We start from the raw sequence: 15,821 nt of genomic DNA, 5'->3' as shown, positions 1-15,821 counted from the left end.
AATAAGGTAGCGATTTTTTTTGACAATGTCAAGTTCGATACCGCATGGATCCGTAATCTAAACGAATAAAAACGCTTGCCCGACGGGGTTTATCCCCAGATAAAGACCATAGGGCAAGGCCGCACCCATGATTTTCCATTTTTTCCAAATCAGTACGCGAAGCTGCACAACTCCGTCCTTTTCGCCCCTTTTGCTAAGGCAATTGTCGAGGGCGAAAGAACTAAACACAACAGCGCATATAAGCCATAACGCCCCATCATTTCTGTGAAGGTATCGTCTTTTGAAAAAATATGATACCTTTAGTGAGCGGAGGTGAGGCGTTACGGCTCATATCCGCGAAACGTTACCACACATTTTGCAAATTCCGTGCAAAAAAAAATCGCTCTAAACTCTACGAAAATCGGTCGATATCCAACAAAATCGTTTCGCTGTGGACTTTTACTCAGACGTAAAAAAAACCGACAAAAAAACGCAGCGGATTTTTATCAAACCGAATGTAAAAAAGTGGTTTAAACAATTAAAAAATCGGTGGGAAATGACCAAAAAATAGGGAATTTTAATAGAAAAATAATATGAGATAAAAGCGCAGCGGACTTTACTCGGACGCTGAAAATCGAAATTTACCAAGTTGTACTTTAATAAAAAATGATTAGGATTGTTGCTACTTTCGGCAGCGCGGATAAAAAAACGTGTGGTAACAATACCTAAAAGTCATTGCGGTAGAATTTTCTATCGAAAATTCTCGCTGTTTTGCTACCTTTCCTGCACGGCGGAAAAGTCCTGCGGACATTTTCCGCAACGAACTTTTAGCTGAAACGTTATGGGCAAGTTGAACACACAATTAACAGAATGAATTACAACGAAATTGCTGAAAAAATAATCGAACTGAAAAATACTGATTTGGAATTTCGTGAAAAGCTAATTGAAAGTGGAAAACTTGGTGAAGGCTACAATAAAGAAATGGCTGAAATTCACAACAAAAATGCTAAAACTCTAAATGAAATAATAAACAAAATAGGTTATCCAACGCTTGACAAAGTGGGCAAAGAAGCAAATGAAGCAACTTGGTTAATAATACAACATTCTATCGGACAACCTAACTTTATGAAAAAATGTGTGAAATTATTAGAAATTACTGTTCATCAAAATAAAGCCAATTCAAAAAATTTAGCATACTTGACTGACCGAATAGCAGTTTTTGAGAATAAACCACAACTTTATGGAACTCAATTTGATTGGGATGAAAGCGGAGAATTGAGCCCTAATATTTTTGATGACTTGAAAAAAGTGAATCAAAGGCGAAAATCCATTGGACTTAATTCAATTGAAGAACAAACTAAAATTATAAGAAAACAAGCTAAAAATAATAAACAATCGCCACCGACAGACTTTGAAAAAAGAAAACAGGAAATTGAGGAATGGAAAAAAACTGTTGGTTGGACAAAATAAAACCAGCCCATAACAATGAACTAAGCTAAAATCCAAGCTTTCTTCTACTTATTTTACCATGTAGTTAGCATCATAGCATAATCCGGATTTAGCTATTGCAAACGCTTGTTTTATCAGCTTGTTACAAACTGCAATCAAAGCCAATTTCTTACTCTTTCCCTTAGACACGATACGATCAAAAAGAGCTTTGCACTGCGCATTGTGAATGTAGGCGGTAAAACTGCACATAAATAGATGGTTACGCACAAGACCGTCGCCTGTTTTACTTATTCGCGACCTTCCCCGTATACTACTTCCAGAGCTACGTTCATTTGGTGCTAATCCCAGATAGGATGATACTTGTTTATAACTTAAAAAATCTTTGAAGTTAGCCGTACTAAGCATCAATAATACTGCTGTCTTTTTACCTATTCCTGGAATAGTCTGGAGTCTTGCGTATAAGGATGGCTCATTCGCTTTTATCAAAGCCTCAACCTCCTGTTCCAACAGCTGACGCTCTTTTTTAAGAGCTCGTAATTGACGCTTTATGGAAGTAATCATCTTGCCTTTAGTCTGCCCACGACTCTCAAATGCGTGCAACTTGTTCTTCAAGGCCGTAGATTGCTTCAAATACATTTGTATTAATGATAGCAATTCTCTGCCGCTCTCTATATACTCAGGGTCTGGTTCCCAATGCTCTAACTCCTGTTCACAGCTGTACCTGTAGATCATCAAAGCATCACTCTTATCGGTCTTTACGCGCTTGAGCTTCATCTGTATATACCTTTTGATAACCAAAGGATTTACAACACTTACACAAATACCCCTGCCATACAAAAACATAGCAAGCTGGTGATGATAACAGCCTGTCGCTTCCATAACACAATGAGAACTCTCCGGAATAGCCTTTAAAAAAACTTTAAAACCTTTCGTATCATTGGAATAACTACTGTGCCCAGTTTGGCTGCAATAAACATCAAAGCAGTCCTTTGAAATATCTATCCCAAAAAATAATGTACTTTTAATCATAGAATAATTAATTTAGAAAAGAACAAGCTACTTGATTTACAACATCCTAAAAACAAGCTCTAAAGGCCTAATGAACTAAAGGTAATTAAGTAGTAAAAGAGCAGGGATTTACATTGTTGACGGAATCTGAAGTTCCTACGGCTATACTAACCTTACTCTGCTCTTTTGTTCTTTTGAATTGATATTGAAATTTAATAGAAACAAACTTAGGATGGCTATGAGCCATAGCTTTTTCTTTTCCTTTGAGTAACCAGACGGTACAGCGAACCCTTCAAATTAAAAATTTTAAACGAACTTAGTACTGGAAAGTATACCAAGAGCCAACTAGGTAAGCTCTATGGGATCAATCCCACCACCATCAATGAATGGATCAGAAAGTATGAACGTAAAGACTTAATGAATACTAGGGTTATGGTAGAAACAAAGGACGAAATCACACGCATCAAAGCACTCCAAAAAGAAATTGAGCAACTTAAAAAACTGCTTCTTAAAAAGGATATGGATCAACTCGTTGATGATGCCTATCTAGAAGTAGCTGCCCAAAAACTAGGCTATAAAAGCGTCTTGGAGCTTAAAAAAAAACTAAATATCAAGCCTTTATCATAGCTAAGCAAAAAGCCAAGGGATTTGCCTCATTAGCTACTATATGTGACTGTTTTGGGCTAAAGCGGGATGCCTATTACAAGTATACCCGCAGGGCTGAGCAAAGACAACAGGTCATACAGATCGTAAAGAAAAAACGCAAGACCTTGCCCAGAGAAGGCGTTCGTAAGCTTATCAAGTCTTTAACCCATGACTTTGAAAAACAACAATTGAAAGTCGGAAGAGATACCTTGTTCAACGTCCTAAGAGAACATAAAATGCTGACCCTTAGAAAGAAATATAGCGCCAGAACAACTAACTCCCACCATCGCTTTTATAAGTACAACAACATTATAAAAGACGTGGAAGTCAACAGACCTAATCAAGTATGGGTGTCAGACATCACCTATATTAGAACCGTTAAGGGATTTTGTTATCTAGCCCTTATAACAGATATGTATTCAAGGAAAATTGTAGGTTATGACCTGAGTGACAGCCTGGAGCTCAAAGGATGTGTAAGAGCCCTGAATAAAGCCTTATATCAAGCTAAGGACAACAAAGGACTAATACATCATTCGGACAGGGGCATACAGTATTGTAGTAATGTCTACACACAAATCCTCAAAAGAAACAAAATACAATCAGTATGACACAAGAAAACCACTGCTATGAAAATGCAATGGCAGAACGCGTAAACGGCATTCTGAAAGATGAATTCTATCTGGACCAGATCTTTACAAATACAGCCCACGCACAAAGAGCTGCAAAAAATGCAATCAAATTATACAATGAGATAAGATTACATTTATCTTTAGACTATAAAACACCAAATATGGTATATAAATCAGTAGCGTAATCAAGTTTAACCTGTAGCCATATTTCAGGACAAGACAAACTCTTAGATGCAGTCTTTTCAGATTCCATAATAAATAATATTAAAGAGATTACTAAGGAGTCATACACATCAAGTGTTACAACTTACACTGTTAAGAAAGCAGCGCAGAATGAAAGGATGAGGGATATGCCTGTAAGTAAGAGAAATAAGAGGGAAAAGCAGAATCCTGTTTTACAAGAATTTAATTAATCATAATTATTTGATAATCATAAATTTACGAAATTATTTTAAATGAATATCATCAAATCCAAATAATTGAGATTCATCAATTTTACTCAATAACGGTGCTTTAAGCGAAAAAACAGCCAAGACGATCAGTACTGAGACAGGCGTTTAAAATCCACTTTTATAGTCGGCTTTCAATTATCTTTGCTATATTTTATTTGCAACTACTTTGAAAGATCTATTACTCATAACTCCACCTTTTACGCAATTAAATACGCCATACCCTGCCACGGCTTATTTAAAAGGATTTTTGAATACCAAAAACATTTCGTCATTTCAAATGGATCTGGGAATTGAGGTCATTCTTGAGCTTTTTTCTAAAAAAACATTTACTCAATTATTTAATATCGCTTTCGCGAAAGGCTCCATTCATTCTCAAAACTGTCAACGCATTTATGCTTTAAGAAATGATTATCTACAACCGCTAGATGAGATAATCGCCTTTTTACAGGGTAAAAACCCAACTTTTGCCAGACAAATCTGCACAGATAATTTTCTGCCCCAAGCTTCCCGTTTTGACCAATTAGACGATATGGAATGGGCTTTTGGAAATATGGGCATGCAAGATAAAGCTAAACATCTGGCTACACTTTATCTGGAAGATCTTTCAGATTTTATTATTGAATGTATCGACGATAATTTTGGTTTTAGTCGCTATGCAGAACGACTGGGACAAAGTGCAAATTCATTTGATGAACTTTACCTTCAGCTACAACAAGAAAGCACTTTCATAGATAAACTTACTTTAGAAATTCTGGAGCAGCGTTTACAAGAAGTTAAACCCAAATTGGTTTGTTTTTCAGTCCCATTTCCCGGTAATTTATATAGCGCCTTTCGCTGTGCTCAACACATAAAAATCCGCTATCCTGACGTTAAAATCGCGATGGGCGGCGGTTTTCCGAATACAGAATTACGCTCGCTAACAGATAAGCGCGTATTTGAATTTTTCGACTTCATCACGCTTGATGATGGCGAACTTCCCATAGAATTGCTTCACAAAGCGGTTTGTAAAAGTGAAGCTGAAATGCCAACTTTTAAACGCACTTATTTGCTAGAGAATTCCGCTGTTGTTTATAAGAATAACGCATTACAACCCGATTATAAACAGCAGGATCTGGGTACACCAGATTATTCAGATTTGTTGCTGAAAGATTATATTTCGGTTATAGAAATTGCAAATCCCATGCACAGTTTATGGAGCGACGGCCGCTGGAACAAACTTACCATGGCGCATGGTTGCTATTGGGGAAAGTGTACTTTTTGTGATATTTCGCTTGATTATATTAAAATCTATGAACCAATAGCCGCCCGTTTGTTAGTTGATCGCATGGAGCAACTCATTGATCAAACTGGCGAAAATGGGTTTCATTTTGTAGATGAAGCTTCGCCGCCGGCCTTGATGAAAGCGCTCGCTATAGAAATTTTAAAGCGAAAACTCAGCGTAACCTGGTGGACGAACATCAGGTTTGAAAAGAACTTTACCGCAGATCTCTGTTTGTTGCTTAAAGCTTCCGGCTGTATCGCAGTTTCCGGCGGACTCGAAGTTGCTTCAGATCGTTTATTGAAATTGATTGACAAAGGTGTAACCGTAGAACAAGTCGCACAGGTAACACGCAATTTTACCGAAGCTAACATTATGGTCCATTCCTATTTAATGTACGGCTATCCCACGCAAACTGTGCAGGAAACTGTTGACAGTCTGGAGATGGTACGGCAGCTTTTTGAGTTGGGAATTATACAATCTGGCTTTTGGCATCAGTTCGCGCTTACAGCACACAGTCCGGTAGGTTTAAATCCTTCAGAATATGGAATTAAACCAGACTATAAGAATATTTCGTTTGCAAATAATGACATTCAGTTTATAGATAAAACCGGTATAGACCATTCAAAATTTAGCTTTGGGCTTAAAAAGTCACTTTTCAATTATATGCACGGTATCGGTTTTGAAATTCAACTACAGGATTGGTTTGAATTTAAAATTCCAAAGTCAACTATTAAATACAATTTTATAGAAAGCTGCCTGCAGACTATTCCTAATTTTAATATTAAGCCAAATGCACAAATCCTTTGGTTAGGTAATATTCCTGTTGCTTCGTCACAAACAAAATCAAAACGGGGACAAACCTGGGAGCAATTAAATCTCAGTTTTCATAATAAAACTGAAAGCTTCCAAATCGTTTTAGATAAAGAAAAAGGAGAATGGTTTTTAGATATTTTAGGCAAAATAACCCCTCAAAATGAGCAAAAAACGACCTTTTCTGCACTAAAAACAGATTTTGAAAAGAGATTTGAAGATTTTGAGTTGTTTTGGTTTTCAAAACCATTACAGGTATTAAAAAACAATGGGCTACTTGTTTTGTAAGTTTAAAACCTCAAAAAAATCACTCAATTAAAGCCGAAAATCGGTTGAATTTAACCAAAAATCGATTTAACTTATAACATCAAAAAATTAACTATGAAAACTTTAGACCAGATCACAATAGAAGATCGCCTGCAAAAACTTGAAGGCTGGACGTACAGTGACAATGCGATTCACACTTCACTCGAGTTTGAAAATTTTAAAGAAGCTTTTGCAACTATGACGCGTATTGCCTTTGAAGCAGAAGTACAGAACCATCACCCAGACTGGAGCAACTCGTACAACGAACTAAAAATTTCGCTTTCAAGCCATGATGCCGGCGGCGTTACAGATCGAGATTTTAAACTGGCGCATACAATTGAAAGCATTATTGGCGGTTAAAAAGCTGATTTTTAGCCTTAAATAGCGATATTTTTTATTAAAAGCGGCTTTTTTCTGAAAGTAAAAAAGAACCGTTTTAGATATATCCTTTTTTATAAATTTACGCCCGAAATAATATTACTATGGGAAGAGCATTCGAATTTAGAAAAGCACGTAAAATGAAGCGCTGGAGCGCTATGGCAAAAGCCTTTACCCGCATAGGTAAAGACATTGTGATGGCTGTAAAAGAAGGTGGTCCAGATCCTGATACCAACTCAAGACTACGCGCTGTAATACAAAATGCGAAGAGTGTAAACATGCCAAAAGACAACATTGAGCGCGCTATAAAACGTGCCAGTGATAAAAGTCTGGGTGAATATAAAGAAGTACTTTTTGAAGGATATGCGCCTCACGGTATTGCAATACTCATTGAGACAGCGACAGATAATAATAACCGTACTGTAGCAAACATACGTTCCTATTTTAACAAATGTAATGGGAACCTGGGTACTTCAGGATCTGTTGAGTTTATGTTTGACCATACTTGTAATTTTAAAATTGCTGCAGAAGGTCTGGATGTTGAAGAGCTCGAACTTGAATTTATAGATTACGGTGCAGAAGAGGTTTTTCAGGATGAGGATGAAATATTTATCTATGCTCCTTTTGAAAGTTTTGGCGCTATACAATCTGCTTTAGAAGAAAAAGGAACAGAAATACTTTCTTCTGGTTTTGAACGCATTCCGCAGGTAACTAAAGCACTTAGCCCGGAAGAAGCTGAAGATGTTGAGAAGCTGCTTGAAAAAATAGAAGAAGACGAAGACGTACAAAACGTATATCATTCTATGGATGAATCTTCATCATCGTCTAACGAGGATTAGTTAAGACACTTTATAAAATAAAAAAGCCCGATCTAAATTAGATCGGGCTTTTTTATTCTACTACTGATGAAATTACTTCGCGATATTTACCGCTCTGGTTTCTCGTATTACAGTTACTTTTACCTGACCGGGATAAGTCATATCAGTTTGTATTTTCTGCGAAATTTCAAACGAAAGTGAAGCTGCTTTCTCGTCGCTTACTTTCTCACTTTCTACAATTACTCTCAATTCACGTCCCGCCTGAATAGCGTAAGCTTTATTTACACCGCCAAAACCAAAGGCAATATCTTCAAGATCTTTTAATCGTTGTATATAAGAATCTAACACCTGACGTCTTGCTCCCGGTCTTGCACCGCTTATAGCATCACAAACCTGAACTATAGGTGCAAGTAAGCTTTTCATCTCGATCTCATCATGGTGAGCTCCTATTGCATTACAAACCTCAGGTTTCTCACCATGTTTCTCTGCCCACTCCATACCTAATAAAGCATGAGGAAGTTCACTTTCAGTTTCAGGCACTTTACCTATATCATGTAACAATCCGGCGCGTTTTGCAAGTTTAGGATTCACACCTAACTCTGCAGCCATAACCGAACAAAGTTTAGCTACCTCTCTACTGTGTTGTAGCAGGTTTTGACCATAAGAAGAACGATATTTCATTCTACCTACTGCTTTTATCAATTCAGGATGCAGACCATGAATACCCAGATCAATAACCGTACGCTTACCTACTTCTACTATCTCCTGCTCTATCTGCTTAGTCGTCTTGTTTACCACCTCTTCTATACGAGCCGGGTGAATACGACCATCTGTAACTAATTTATGAAGTGAAAGTCTTGCAACCTCTCTTCGCACACTGTCAAAGCAGGATAGAATAATAGCTTCTGGTGTGTCATCTACTATAATCTCTACTCCTGTTGCTGCTTCAATAGCTCTAATGTTTCGTCCTTCACGACCAATGATGCGGCCTTTTACATCATCGCTTTCCAGGTTAAATACAGAAACGCAATTATCTATAGCTTCTTCTGTACCTATGCGTTGTATGGTGTTTAGGATTATCTTTTTAGCGTCTTGTTCTGCTGTAAGCTTAGCTTCTTCCATAGAAGTTTGTATGAAAGCCATAGCATCACTTTTTGCCTGATCTCTCAACGATTCTATAAGTTGCTCTTTTGCCTCCTCTGCGGGCAGACCAGAAATTACTTCTAACTGCTGTACTGTGCTAATGTGAAGTTTATCAATGTCAGATTGCTTTTTCTCAATGTATTCAAGACGGTCGTTATAATCTTTAACCTTCTCTTCTATTTCCTGATTAAGCTTTTTGTTTTTGCTTAGTTCGTTACTTACCTGAGATTCTTTGTCACGCGTTCTTTTTTCTGCTTCAGATATTTTTTTATCTCTGCCATGAATTACTTTTTCATGTTCAGATTTTAACTCGATAAACTTTTCTTTTGCCTGAAGAATTTTGTCTTTTTTAATTGATTCTCCTTCTGTTTTTGCTTCTTTAATTATTTGATCTGCTTCTGTTCTTGCATTTTTCACAAGTTGTGAAGCGTTGTTTCGCTCAAGTAGTTTAGCGATTAAAAAGCCTATTGCCAGCGCAATGACTCCTACTATAAATAAAAGTACGGTATGTTCCATTTGGTGTTTGTATATATAAAAAAAGCCTACATTGGAAGCGAATTTTGTATAAACTCCTTAAATACAAGTTTAGGGCTAACAGGCTGATCAAGAATCCGTAGGTCCCTAAAAGGGAACGGCGCGCTTTTACAACCTCAACTCACCCTCCTTAAAGAATTCGTGTTGAGTTTATCAAAAAAATAACCAATGTAGGCAGTAATAATTCTATTTTAAAGAACGTCAGGACAAGTGGTTTTTTACTAATCTCTCAAGGCTTTCCAGTTGTCTGGCGGCCTCAACGTGATCTTTCTCACCGTCAATATCCTTTTGTATGGTCTTAGAAGCAAACTGTAAGGCACACATTGCCAGTACATCCTGCTTATCCCGAACAGCATAATTCTGCTCAAATTTCTTTATCATCTCCTCAATATCCTTAGCTGCTTTACGCAATCCTTCTTCCTGTTGAGGATTAATTGTTAACGGGTATACCCGGTCTGCTATAGATATCTTTATTTTTAGCTTATCAGACATACACTTACCTTAATCTGCCAGCTGTGCTATACACGCATCAATCTCGCGAATCATGGCATTTATTTTGAGCTTTGTTTCCCTCTTATGATCTTTACTGCCTAGCATAGCATTTGCTGCTTTAAGCGTGCTGTACTTTGCCTCCCAGTTTTCCAGGGTCTTTAGCAACAACTCATTTTGGCTTTTCAGATTTTCTTTTTCTTCCTGTAATGCCTCATGTTTCTGCTTTAGAATCTCATGCCTGTGAAGCAATTTACTAATAGTATTCTGCAAGGAATCAACACGTTCTAAAAGTTCACTCATATGCGGTACTATCAATGCTTGGTAAGACAAAGTTAACATTCGAGTACTAATAACCCAATACATTTAGAGTTAATTTTCAACATATACTGTAAATCTATAAGCGAGATATTATTTTTTAATGTTAAAGCAAAGGTGTAGAGCATATTGTATTTTAAGATGTCATTTGTTTCCAAAATTTTTATCTTGCAGTGCTATGAAAAATACCCTGTACCTCTTTGTATTATTACTTTCAACTATGCTTTCGGCGCAATCTTCACAGCCGGAAACAGAATTTATAAACCCTTTAAAAATTCCTTTAGTTCTTGCCGGTAATTTTGGTGAACTGCGCAGTAACCACTTTCACAGTGGTCTCGATATTAAAACGCAACAACGCACAGGTCTCGAGGTGCTGGCAAGTGCTTCAGGTACAGTGAGCCGTATAAAAATACAACGCTATGGTTATGGCAAAGCATTATACATAGACCATCCTAACGGTTATACCACAGTGTATGCGCATCTTAAAAGATTCTCACCAGAAATTGAAGCATACGTTAAAAAAAGACAGTATGATAAAGAATCATATGCAATAGAAATCTTCCCTAAAGCTGGCGAATTAACCGTAACACAGGGTGAAGTTGTGGCTTACAGCGGAAATACCGGCGGTAGTGGCGGCCCGCATCTTCACTTTGAGATACGCGATAAAAACGCAAGACCCATGAACCCCATGCAATTTGGTATCAACATTGAAGATACCAGAGCGCCTGTTTTAAATGATCTTTTTGTTTATCCGTTGTCTGACAGTAGTGAAGTAAATAACTCTCAGCTTCCGCAAAAACTGAGGTTTACTAAGCAGAATAATAACTCTTTTTTAAGCGAAAAAATAACCGCTTATGGCAAGATAGGTTTTGGTATTGGTGCGATAGATCAACAAAACGGAGCTAACAACCACAATGGGATTTATAAAGTTGAAACCTCTTTTAACGGCGAACAAAACGTTGAGATCATGATGGATAAGTTTTCTTTCGCAGAAACGAGATACATCAACCGCATGATAGATTATGAATATTTTGAAACCAAAAGGGACCGCGTTCAAAAATTGTTTGTAGAACGCAATAACCCATTGAGTATTTATAAAGAAGCTAGCGATAAAGGAGTGCTCAACCTGACCGAAGAAGGTTATGATTATGTTTATAATGTAAATATTTATGATTTTAAAGGCAATCGCACTTCTGTACTCGTGCCTATTACTGTAAAAAAGGACACTATTTTACAACCTAAAGAAATTGTAAAAACAGATTATTTCGCGCAAGCAGATCAAAACTTAAACATTAACCTAAATAAATACAGCGTCTACATTCCCAAAGGCGCTTTCTATGACGATTATTATCTTGATGTTTATGAGAAAGACAACAAGCTTCACTTGCATGAAGACATCATCCCGCTACAGAAAAGCGTAACCATAACCGCAGATATAAGCGAATACAAACCTGAAGATCGCGACAAACTGTATATAGGTTCTGTGGGTTATAATGATAAACTGTACTACACCGGTTCCCGCCTTAATGGCGATAAGTTAAGCGCCAGCACGCGCAATCTGGGCGATTATGCGATAGGAATAGATAATACCGGACCTAGAATTAAATCTGAAGGTCTTGAGGACGGAAAGTGGATGAGCAAATACAACACGCTTAAATTTAAAATTACAGATGACAAGTCTGGGATCAAAAGCTTCCGCGCTACTGTGAACGGAAAATTCATACTTATGGAGTATGATTATAAGACAGATGAACTTGTGCATGATTTTAGCGATGGCGTAGTAACAGATTCTGAAAACGACTTTAAGCTTATCGTTACAGATAATGTGGGAAATAGTTCTACATTTACGGCTAAGTTTTACCGAAAATAGCCTTCTTTTGAGAGATTTTAGCGCTTTTAGGGCGATTTTTTTACTGCTTATCTGCAGTGCTTCATGGGCGCAGAATGCCACCGTTAAAGGTATCGTATTTGATGAAAATCAAAATCCGCTGGGTGGTGTAAATATCACTTTCAATTCTTCAGGCACCCAAAGTGACGATACCGGTTTTTACGAGATCGCAATCCCGGCAGACACAGAAACGACAATTACATTTACATACGTAGGTTTTAAACCGGTTTCGGCTAGTTTTTCGCTTAAAGCGAAAGAAGAAATAGAATTTAACCCCGTGCTCAATACTAAAGTAGAGCAAATAAACGCGGTTGTGATTTCGGCAGATAATCAATCCCGAATAGAAGGAATTGTTACTCTTTCTCCTGAAGTAATACGCAGAATTCCCGGTGCAAATCCCGGAGTTGAAAATTTACTGCAAACGCTACCCGGGGTAAATTCTAATAATGAACTAAGTACACAATACGCAGTACGCGGTGGTAATTATGATGAGAATCTGGTTTATGTAAATGAGATAGAGGTTTATCGTCCCTTTCTTGTTAGATCTGGTCAACAGGAAGGGTTGAGTTTTGTAAATACAGATCTGGTGCGTGATGTCAATTTTAGCGCGGGAGGTTTTCAGGCAAAATATGGCGATAAATTGTCTTCTGTGCTCGATATTTCATACAGAAGACCTACAGATTTTGGCGCTTCTGTAGATCTAAGTTTAATGGGTGCGAGCGTCTCTGCAGAAGGTTTGAGCAAAAACGGTCGCCTTTCTGCAATTGTAGGTGCCAGGTATCGCGATAATAGTTTGCTGGTAGATGCAAAGCAAACACAAACTAACTTTAAGCCTCGCTTTACAGACGTACAGACTTATTTAAGTTACTTAGTAAACGATAAGCTAGAAATAGGCTTTTTAGGAAATATTGCCATTAACAAATACGATTATGAGCCGCTCACCAGACAAACAAACTTTGGTACGCTGGCAGATCCTAAAGCGCTTCTGGTGTTCTATGAAGGACAGGAACAAGACAAATACGAAACGTACTTTGGCGCTTTAAAAGCAACGTACGCGGCTTCAGAAAGTTTGACCTTAAAACTAATAACTTCTGCTTACCAAACTCAGGAGCAGGAATATTATGATATATTGGCTCAGTATAGATTAGGCACGCCCAATACTTCTATAGGTGACGAAGATCTGGGTGAGGTAGAATTTACTGAAGGTGTGGGCGCGCAGCTTACACATGCACGTAACGATCTTGATGCTTTTATCATAAATATTGAGCATAAAGGCCAATATAAAATTGATGACTCACAGCTGGACTGGGGCATAAAATATACACGTGAAGATATACGCGACCGTTTACAGGAATATGAAATTATAGATTCTGCCGGATTCTCAATACGCCCTCCCCTGCCTGATTTTGCAAATGATCAACCATACACAGCATATAGTTCGCCTATTGTTCCTTTTACCGCTTCAAGAGCGAAAAATGACGTGCAGATAAATAGAATTTCAGGTTATACACAATACAGCAAACGCATAGATCTGGGTGATAATGAAGGATGGTTTAATCTGGGCGTACGTGCGCACAACTGGACGGTGAGCGGGCAAGATATTTCTTCAGTAACGCAGACAGTTTTTAGCCCAAGAGGGCAATTTAGCTTAAAGCCAAACTGGAAGCAGGATATGGTATTTCGTCTTGCGGGAGGAGTTTATTATCAACCCCCTTTTTACAGAGAATTAAGAGACTCTCTGGGTACGGTTAGGCCCGAAGTAAAAGCTCAACGATCTATACATATGGTAGCAGGTCACGACTGGAGTTTTAAATTAGCAGATCGCCCGTTTAAACTGGTTTCTGAAGTTTACTACAAGAAGCTCACAGATGTAAACCCATATAGACTTGAGAACGTTAGAATACGCTACAGAGCCAGAAATAATGCTGAAGCTTATGCTTATGGAATTGACATACGCCTCAACGGAGAATTTGTTCCCGGCACAGAAAGTTGGGTGAGTCTGGGTTATCTTAAAACCGAAGAAAACATTGAAGATCGTGGTTATATCGCAAGACCAACAGACCAACGTTTAAAAGTAGGCGCTTTGTTTCAGGATTATGTGCCTAATATTCCCAGTTTAAAAATGTACCTGAATATGGTTTATCAATCAGGTTTGCCCGGCGGGTCACCACGATATGCAGATCCTTATGATTACCAAAGTACATTGCCGTTCTACTTTAGAGCAGATGCTGGTTTCTCATACGTCTTTACAGATGCACAAAAAACCTATCCTGAAGGACATTGGTTAAATCCCTTTAAAGATTTGTCTATAGGTTTTGAGATTTTTAATGTATTTGATCGCCAGAACAGCATTACAAATACTTATGTGCGCGATGCATCAACAAGACAGCAATATGCCATCCCTAATTTCTTATCTCCTCGCGTTTTTAACGTAAGAATGAGTGCCCGATTTTAGCCATTTTTAACCGAAAAAACCCCTAAAACACCCGATTTTTATCGCCTAATCTTCTATAAATTCTTTCAGGGTTTTTACTACGTAATCTACTTCTTTCTTAGTATTGTAATGTGAGAATGAAAATCGTACAGACGGTTTTACTTTGTCTTCTTCATTTAAAAAAGCCTCTAGCACGTGACTGCCCTGGTCGCTTCCACTCTGGCAGGCGCTTCCTTTAGAACACGCTATACCTTTTAAATCAAGTTGAAACAAAAGCATTAATGATTTCTCTGGTGGAATAGGCAAACATGCATTTACCAGTGTGTAGGTACTTTTAGAATTATCTGCACAATTACCGTTATATTTTACATCTGGTATTGCAGCTGAAAGTTCGTTGACGAAATATGCTTTAATACTTTCAATCTGCCTGCGTTCTTCATCAAGATTTTTATACGCATACTTTAAGGCTTCCTCAAGGCCAACGATATTATGAACAGATTCTGTACCGGCACGTGCGCCACGCTCTTGCCCACCACCAAAGATCATAGGTTTTAATCCGCTGTTTTTTTCGATATAAGCGAAACCAACTCCCTTTGGCCCATGAAATTTATGTGCACTTGCAGCCATAAAATTCACCGGTATTTCTTTTAATTTAAGATCATAATGCCCTACCGACTGAACCATGTCACTATGAAAATAAGCGCCATATTGTTTGCATAACTTCCCTACGCCTTCCACATCGAGAATATTCCCTACTTCATTATTCACGTGCATAAGACTAACCAGAGTTTTATCATCAGTAGAAGCTAAAAGCTGGCCAAGGTGCAAAGTATCAACGCTGCCGCACTCTTTTATTTTGACATAAGAAACCTTCAGGTCTTTATATTCTTTCTCCAGTTGCTCTACGATATGCAATACAGCATGATGCTCAGTTGGGCTTGTAATTAAATGCTTTACTCCCAGATCACGCACAGCGCTGTTAAGAACCAGATTATCTGCTTCTGTACCTCCAGAGGTAAAAATGATCTCTGCAGCGGTTACTCCCATAAAAGTTGCAACAGTTTTACGTGCGTTCTCAATAAGACTTTTTGCTTTGCGCCCTACAGCATGAGAAGATGAGGGGTTGCCCGGCACTTCTCGCATCACATTTATCATTCGTTCTAGAACCTCTGGGCGTATTGCAGTTGTGGCTGCATTATCAAAATAGATAGGAGTCATTAAATTTTAACTTTAGGAGCCCAAAATTACAGAGAATAAAATTATTTCATACCCCAATCGTT

At 37.9% G+C, this 15,821-nt stretch carries 13 protein-coding genes, 1 other RNA gene and 1 pseudogene; 9 read left to right on the top strand and 6 right to left on the bottom strand.

The window, feature by feature from the left end; genetic code table 11:
• The first annotated feature begins 849 nt into the window (after positions 1 to 849).
• Entirely contained in the window at positions 850 to 1,449 is a 600-nt protein-coding gene (locus ACH3PA_RS15005; protein ID WP_416448263.1) for a DUF6624 domain-containing protein, read from the top strand.
• A 48-nt stretch (positions 1,450 to 1,497) separates the two neighbouring features.
• Here the strand turns inward: ACH3PA_RS15005 and ACH3PA_RS15000 are convergent, their stop codons facing one another.
• Positions 1,498 to 2,457, bottom strand: coding sequence for an IS110 family transposase (locus ACH3PA_RS15000; RefSeq protein ID WP_416441748.1), 960 nt, complete (start codon positions 2,455 to 2,457; stop codon positions 1,498 to 1,500).
• 264 nt (positions 2,458 to 2,721) lie between these two features.
• Between ACH3PA_RS15000 and ACH3PA_RS14995 the strand changes: the two are divergent.
• The 6 genes and pseudogenes from ACH3PA_RS14995 to ACH3PA_RS14970 all read left to right on the top strand — a co-directional run.
• A pseudogene (locus ACH3PA_RS14995) lies at positions 2,722 to 3,063 on the top strand (transposase); the annotation flags it as partial.
• Positions 3,057 to 3,689, top strand: a complete 633-nt coding sequence (locus tag ACH3PA_RS14990; RefSeq protein WP_416448554.1) for an IS3 family transposase — start codon at positions 3,057 to 3,059, stop codon at positions 3,687 to 3,689. The pseudogene ACH3PA_RS14995 and the gene ACH3PA_RS14990, both read left to right, overlap by 7 nt.
• Positions 3,686 to 3,895, top strand: coding sequence for an integrase core domain-containing protein (locus ACH3PA_RS14985; RefSeq protein ID WP_416442744.1), 210 nt, complete (start codon positions 3,686 to 3,688; stop codon positions 3,893 to 3,895). The genes ACH3PA_RS14990 and ACH3PA_RS14985 overlap by 4 nt, the downstream gene beginning before the upstream one ends.
• 433 nt (positions 3,896 to 4,328) lie before the next feature.
• Positions 4,329 to 6,521, top strand: a complete 2,193-nt coding sequence (locus ACH3PA_RS14980) for a B12-binding domain-containing radical SAM protein (protein WP_416442746.1) — start codon at positions 4,329 to 4,331, stop codon at positions 6,519 to 6,521.
• 93 nt (positions 6,522 to 6,614) lie between these two features.
• A complete protein-coding gene (locus tag ACH3PA_RS14975) occupies positions 6,615 to 6,899 on the top strand; it encodes a 4a-hydroxytetrahydrobiopterin dehydratase (protein ID WP_416442748.1) in 285 nt (94 codons plus the stop codon).
• Positions 6,900 to 7,021: 122 nt separating this feature from the next.
• Positions 7,022 to 7,756 (top strand): YebC/PmpR family DNA-binding transcriptional regulator, encoded by a 735-nt coding sequence (locus ACH3PA_RS14970; protein WP_416442750.1) that lies wholly within the window; start codon positions 7,022 to 7,024, stop codon positions 7,754 to 7,756.
• Between the two features lie 72 nt (positions 7,757 to 7,828).
• Here ACH3PA_RS14970 and rny read toward each other — a convergent pair whose 3' ends face one another.
• The 4 genes from rny to ACH3PA_RS14950 all read right to left on the bottom strand — a co-directional run bounded on the left by rny (position 7,829) and on the right by ACH3PA_RS14950 (position 10,204).
• Positions 7,829 to 9,394, bottom strand: a complete 1,566-nt coding sequence (gene rny / locus ACH3PA_RS14965; RefSeq protein ID WP_416442752.1) for a ribonuclease Y — start codon at positions 9,392 to 9,394, stop codon at positions 7,829 to 7,831.
• A 50-nt stretch (positions 9,395 to 9,444) separates the two neighbouring features.
• Positions 9,445 to 9,562, bottom strand: a non-coding RNA gene (gene ssrS / locus ACH3PA_RS14960) — 6S RNA.
• A gap of 51 nt (positions 9,563 to 9,613) precedes the next feature.
• Positions 9,614 to 9,904: a cell division protein ZapA gene (locus tag ACH3PA_RS14955; RefSeq protein WP_416442754.1), complete on the bottom strand. Its 291-nt coding sequence runs from the start codon at positions 9,902 to 9,904 to the stop codon at positions 9,614 to 9,616.
• A 9-nt stretch (positions 9,905 to 9,913) separates the two neighbouring features.
• On the bottom strand, positions 9,914 to 10,204 hold the full coding sequence (locus ACH3PA_RS14950) for a hypothetical protein (RefSeq protein WP_416442756.1): 291 nt from the start codon (positions 10,202 to 10,204) through the stop codon (positions 9,914 to 9,916).
• Positions 10,205 to 10,397: 193 nt separating this feature from the next.
• On the opposite strand from ACH3PA_RS14950, the gene ACH3PA_RS14945 reads away from it, so the two are divergent.
• A complete protein-coding gene (locus ACH3PA_RS14945) occupies positions 10,398 to 12,089 on the top strand; it encodes a M23 family metallopeptidase (protein ID WP_416442758.1) in 1,692 nt (563 codons plus the stop codon).
• Complete coding sequence (locus tag ACH3PA_RS14940; protein ID WP_416442760.1) at positions 12,043 to 14,562, top strand: TonB-dependent receptor; 2,520 nt, start codon at positions 12,043 to 12,045, stop codon at positions 14,560 to 14,562. Before ACH3PA_RS14945 ends, ACH3PA_RS14940 begins: the two co-directional genes overlap by 47 nt.
• 45 nt (positions 14,563 to 14,607) lie before the next feature.
• On the opposite strand, the gene ACH3PA_RS14935 is transcribed toward ACH3PA_RS14940, so the two are convergent.
• Complete coding sequence (locus ACH3PA_RS14935) at positions 14,608 to 15,759, bottom strand: cysteine desulfurase family protein (RefSeq protein ID WP_416442762.1); 1,152 nt, start codon at positions 15,757 to 15,759, stop codon at positions 14,608 to 14,610.
• Positions 15,760 to 15,821: the final 62 nt, after the last annotated feature.

Origin of the sequence: Leeuwenhoekiella sp. A2 (assembly GCF_047946655.1) — a bacterium.
Lineage (GTDB): Bacteria > Bacteroidota > Bacteroidia > Flavobacteriales > Flavobacteriaceae > Leeuwenhoekiella.
The sequence above is the reverse complement of the archived record's forward strand: the minus strand, read 5'-3'. Positions and strand labels throughout refer to the sequence as shown.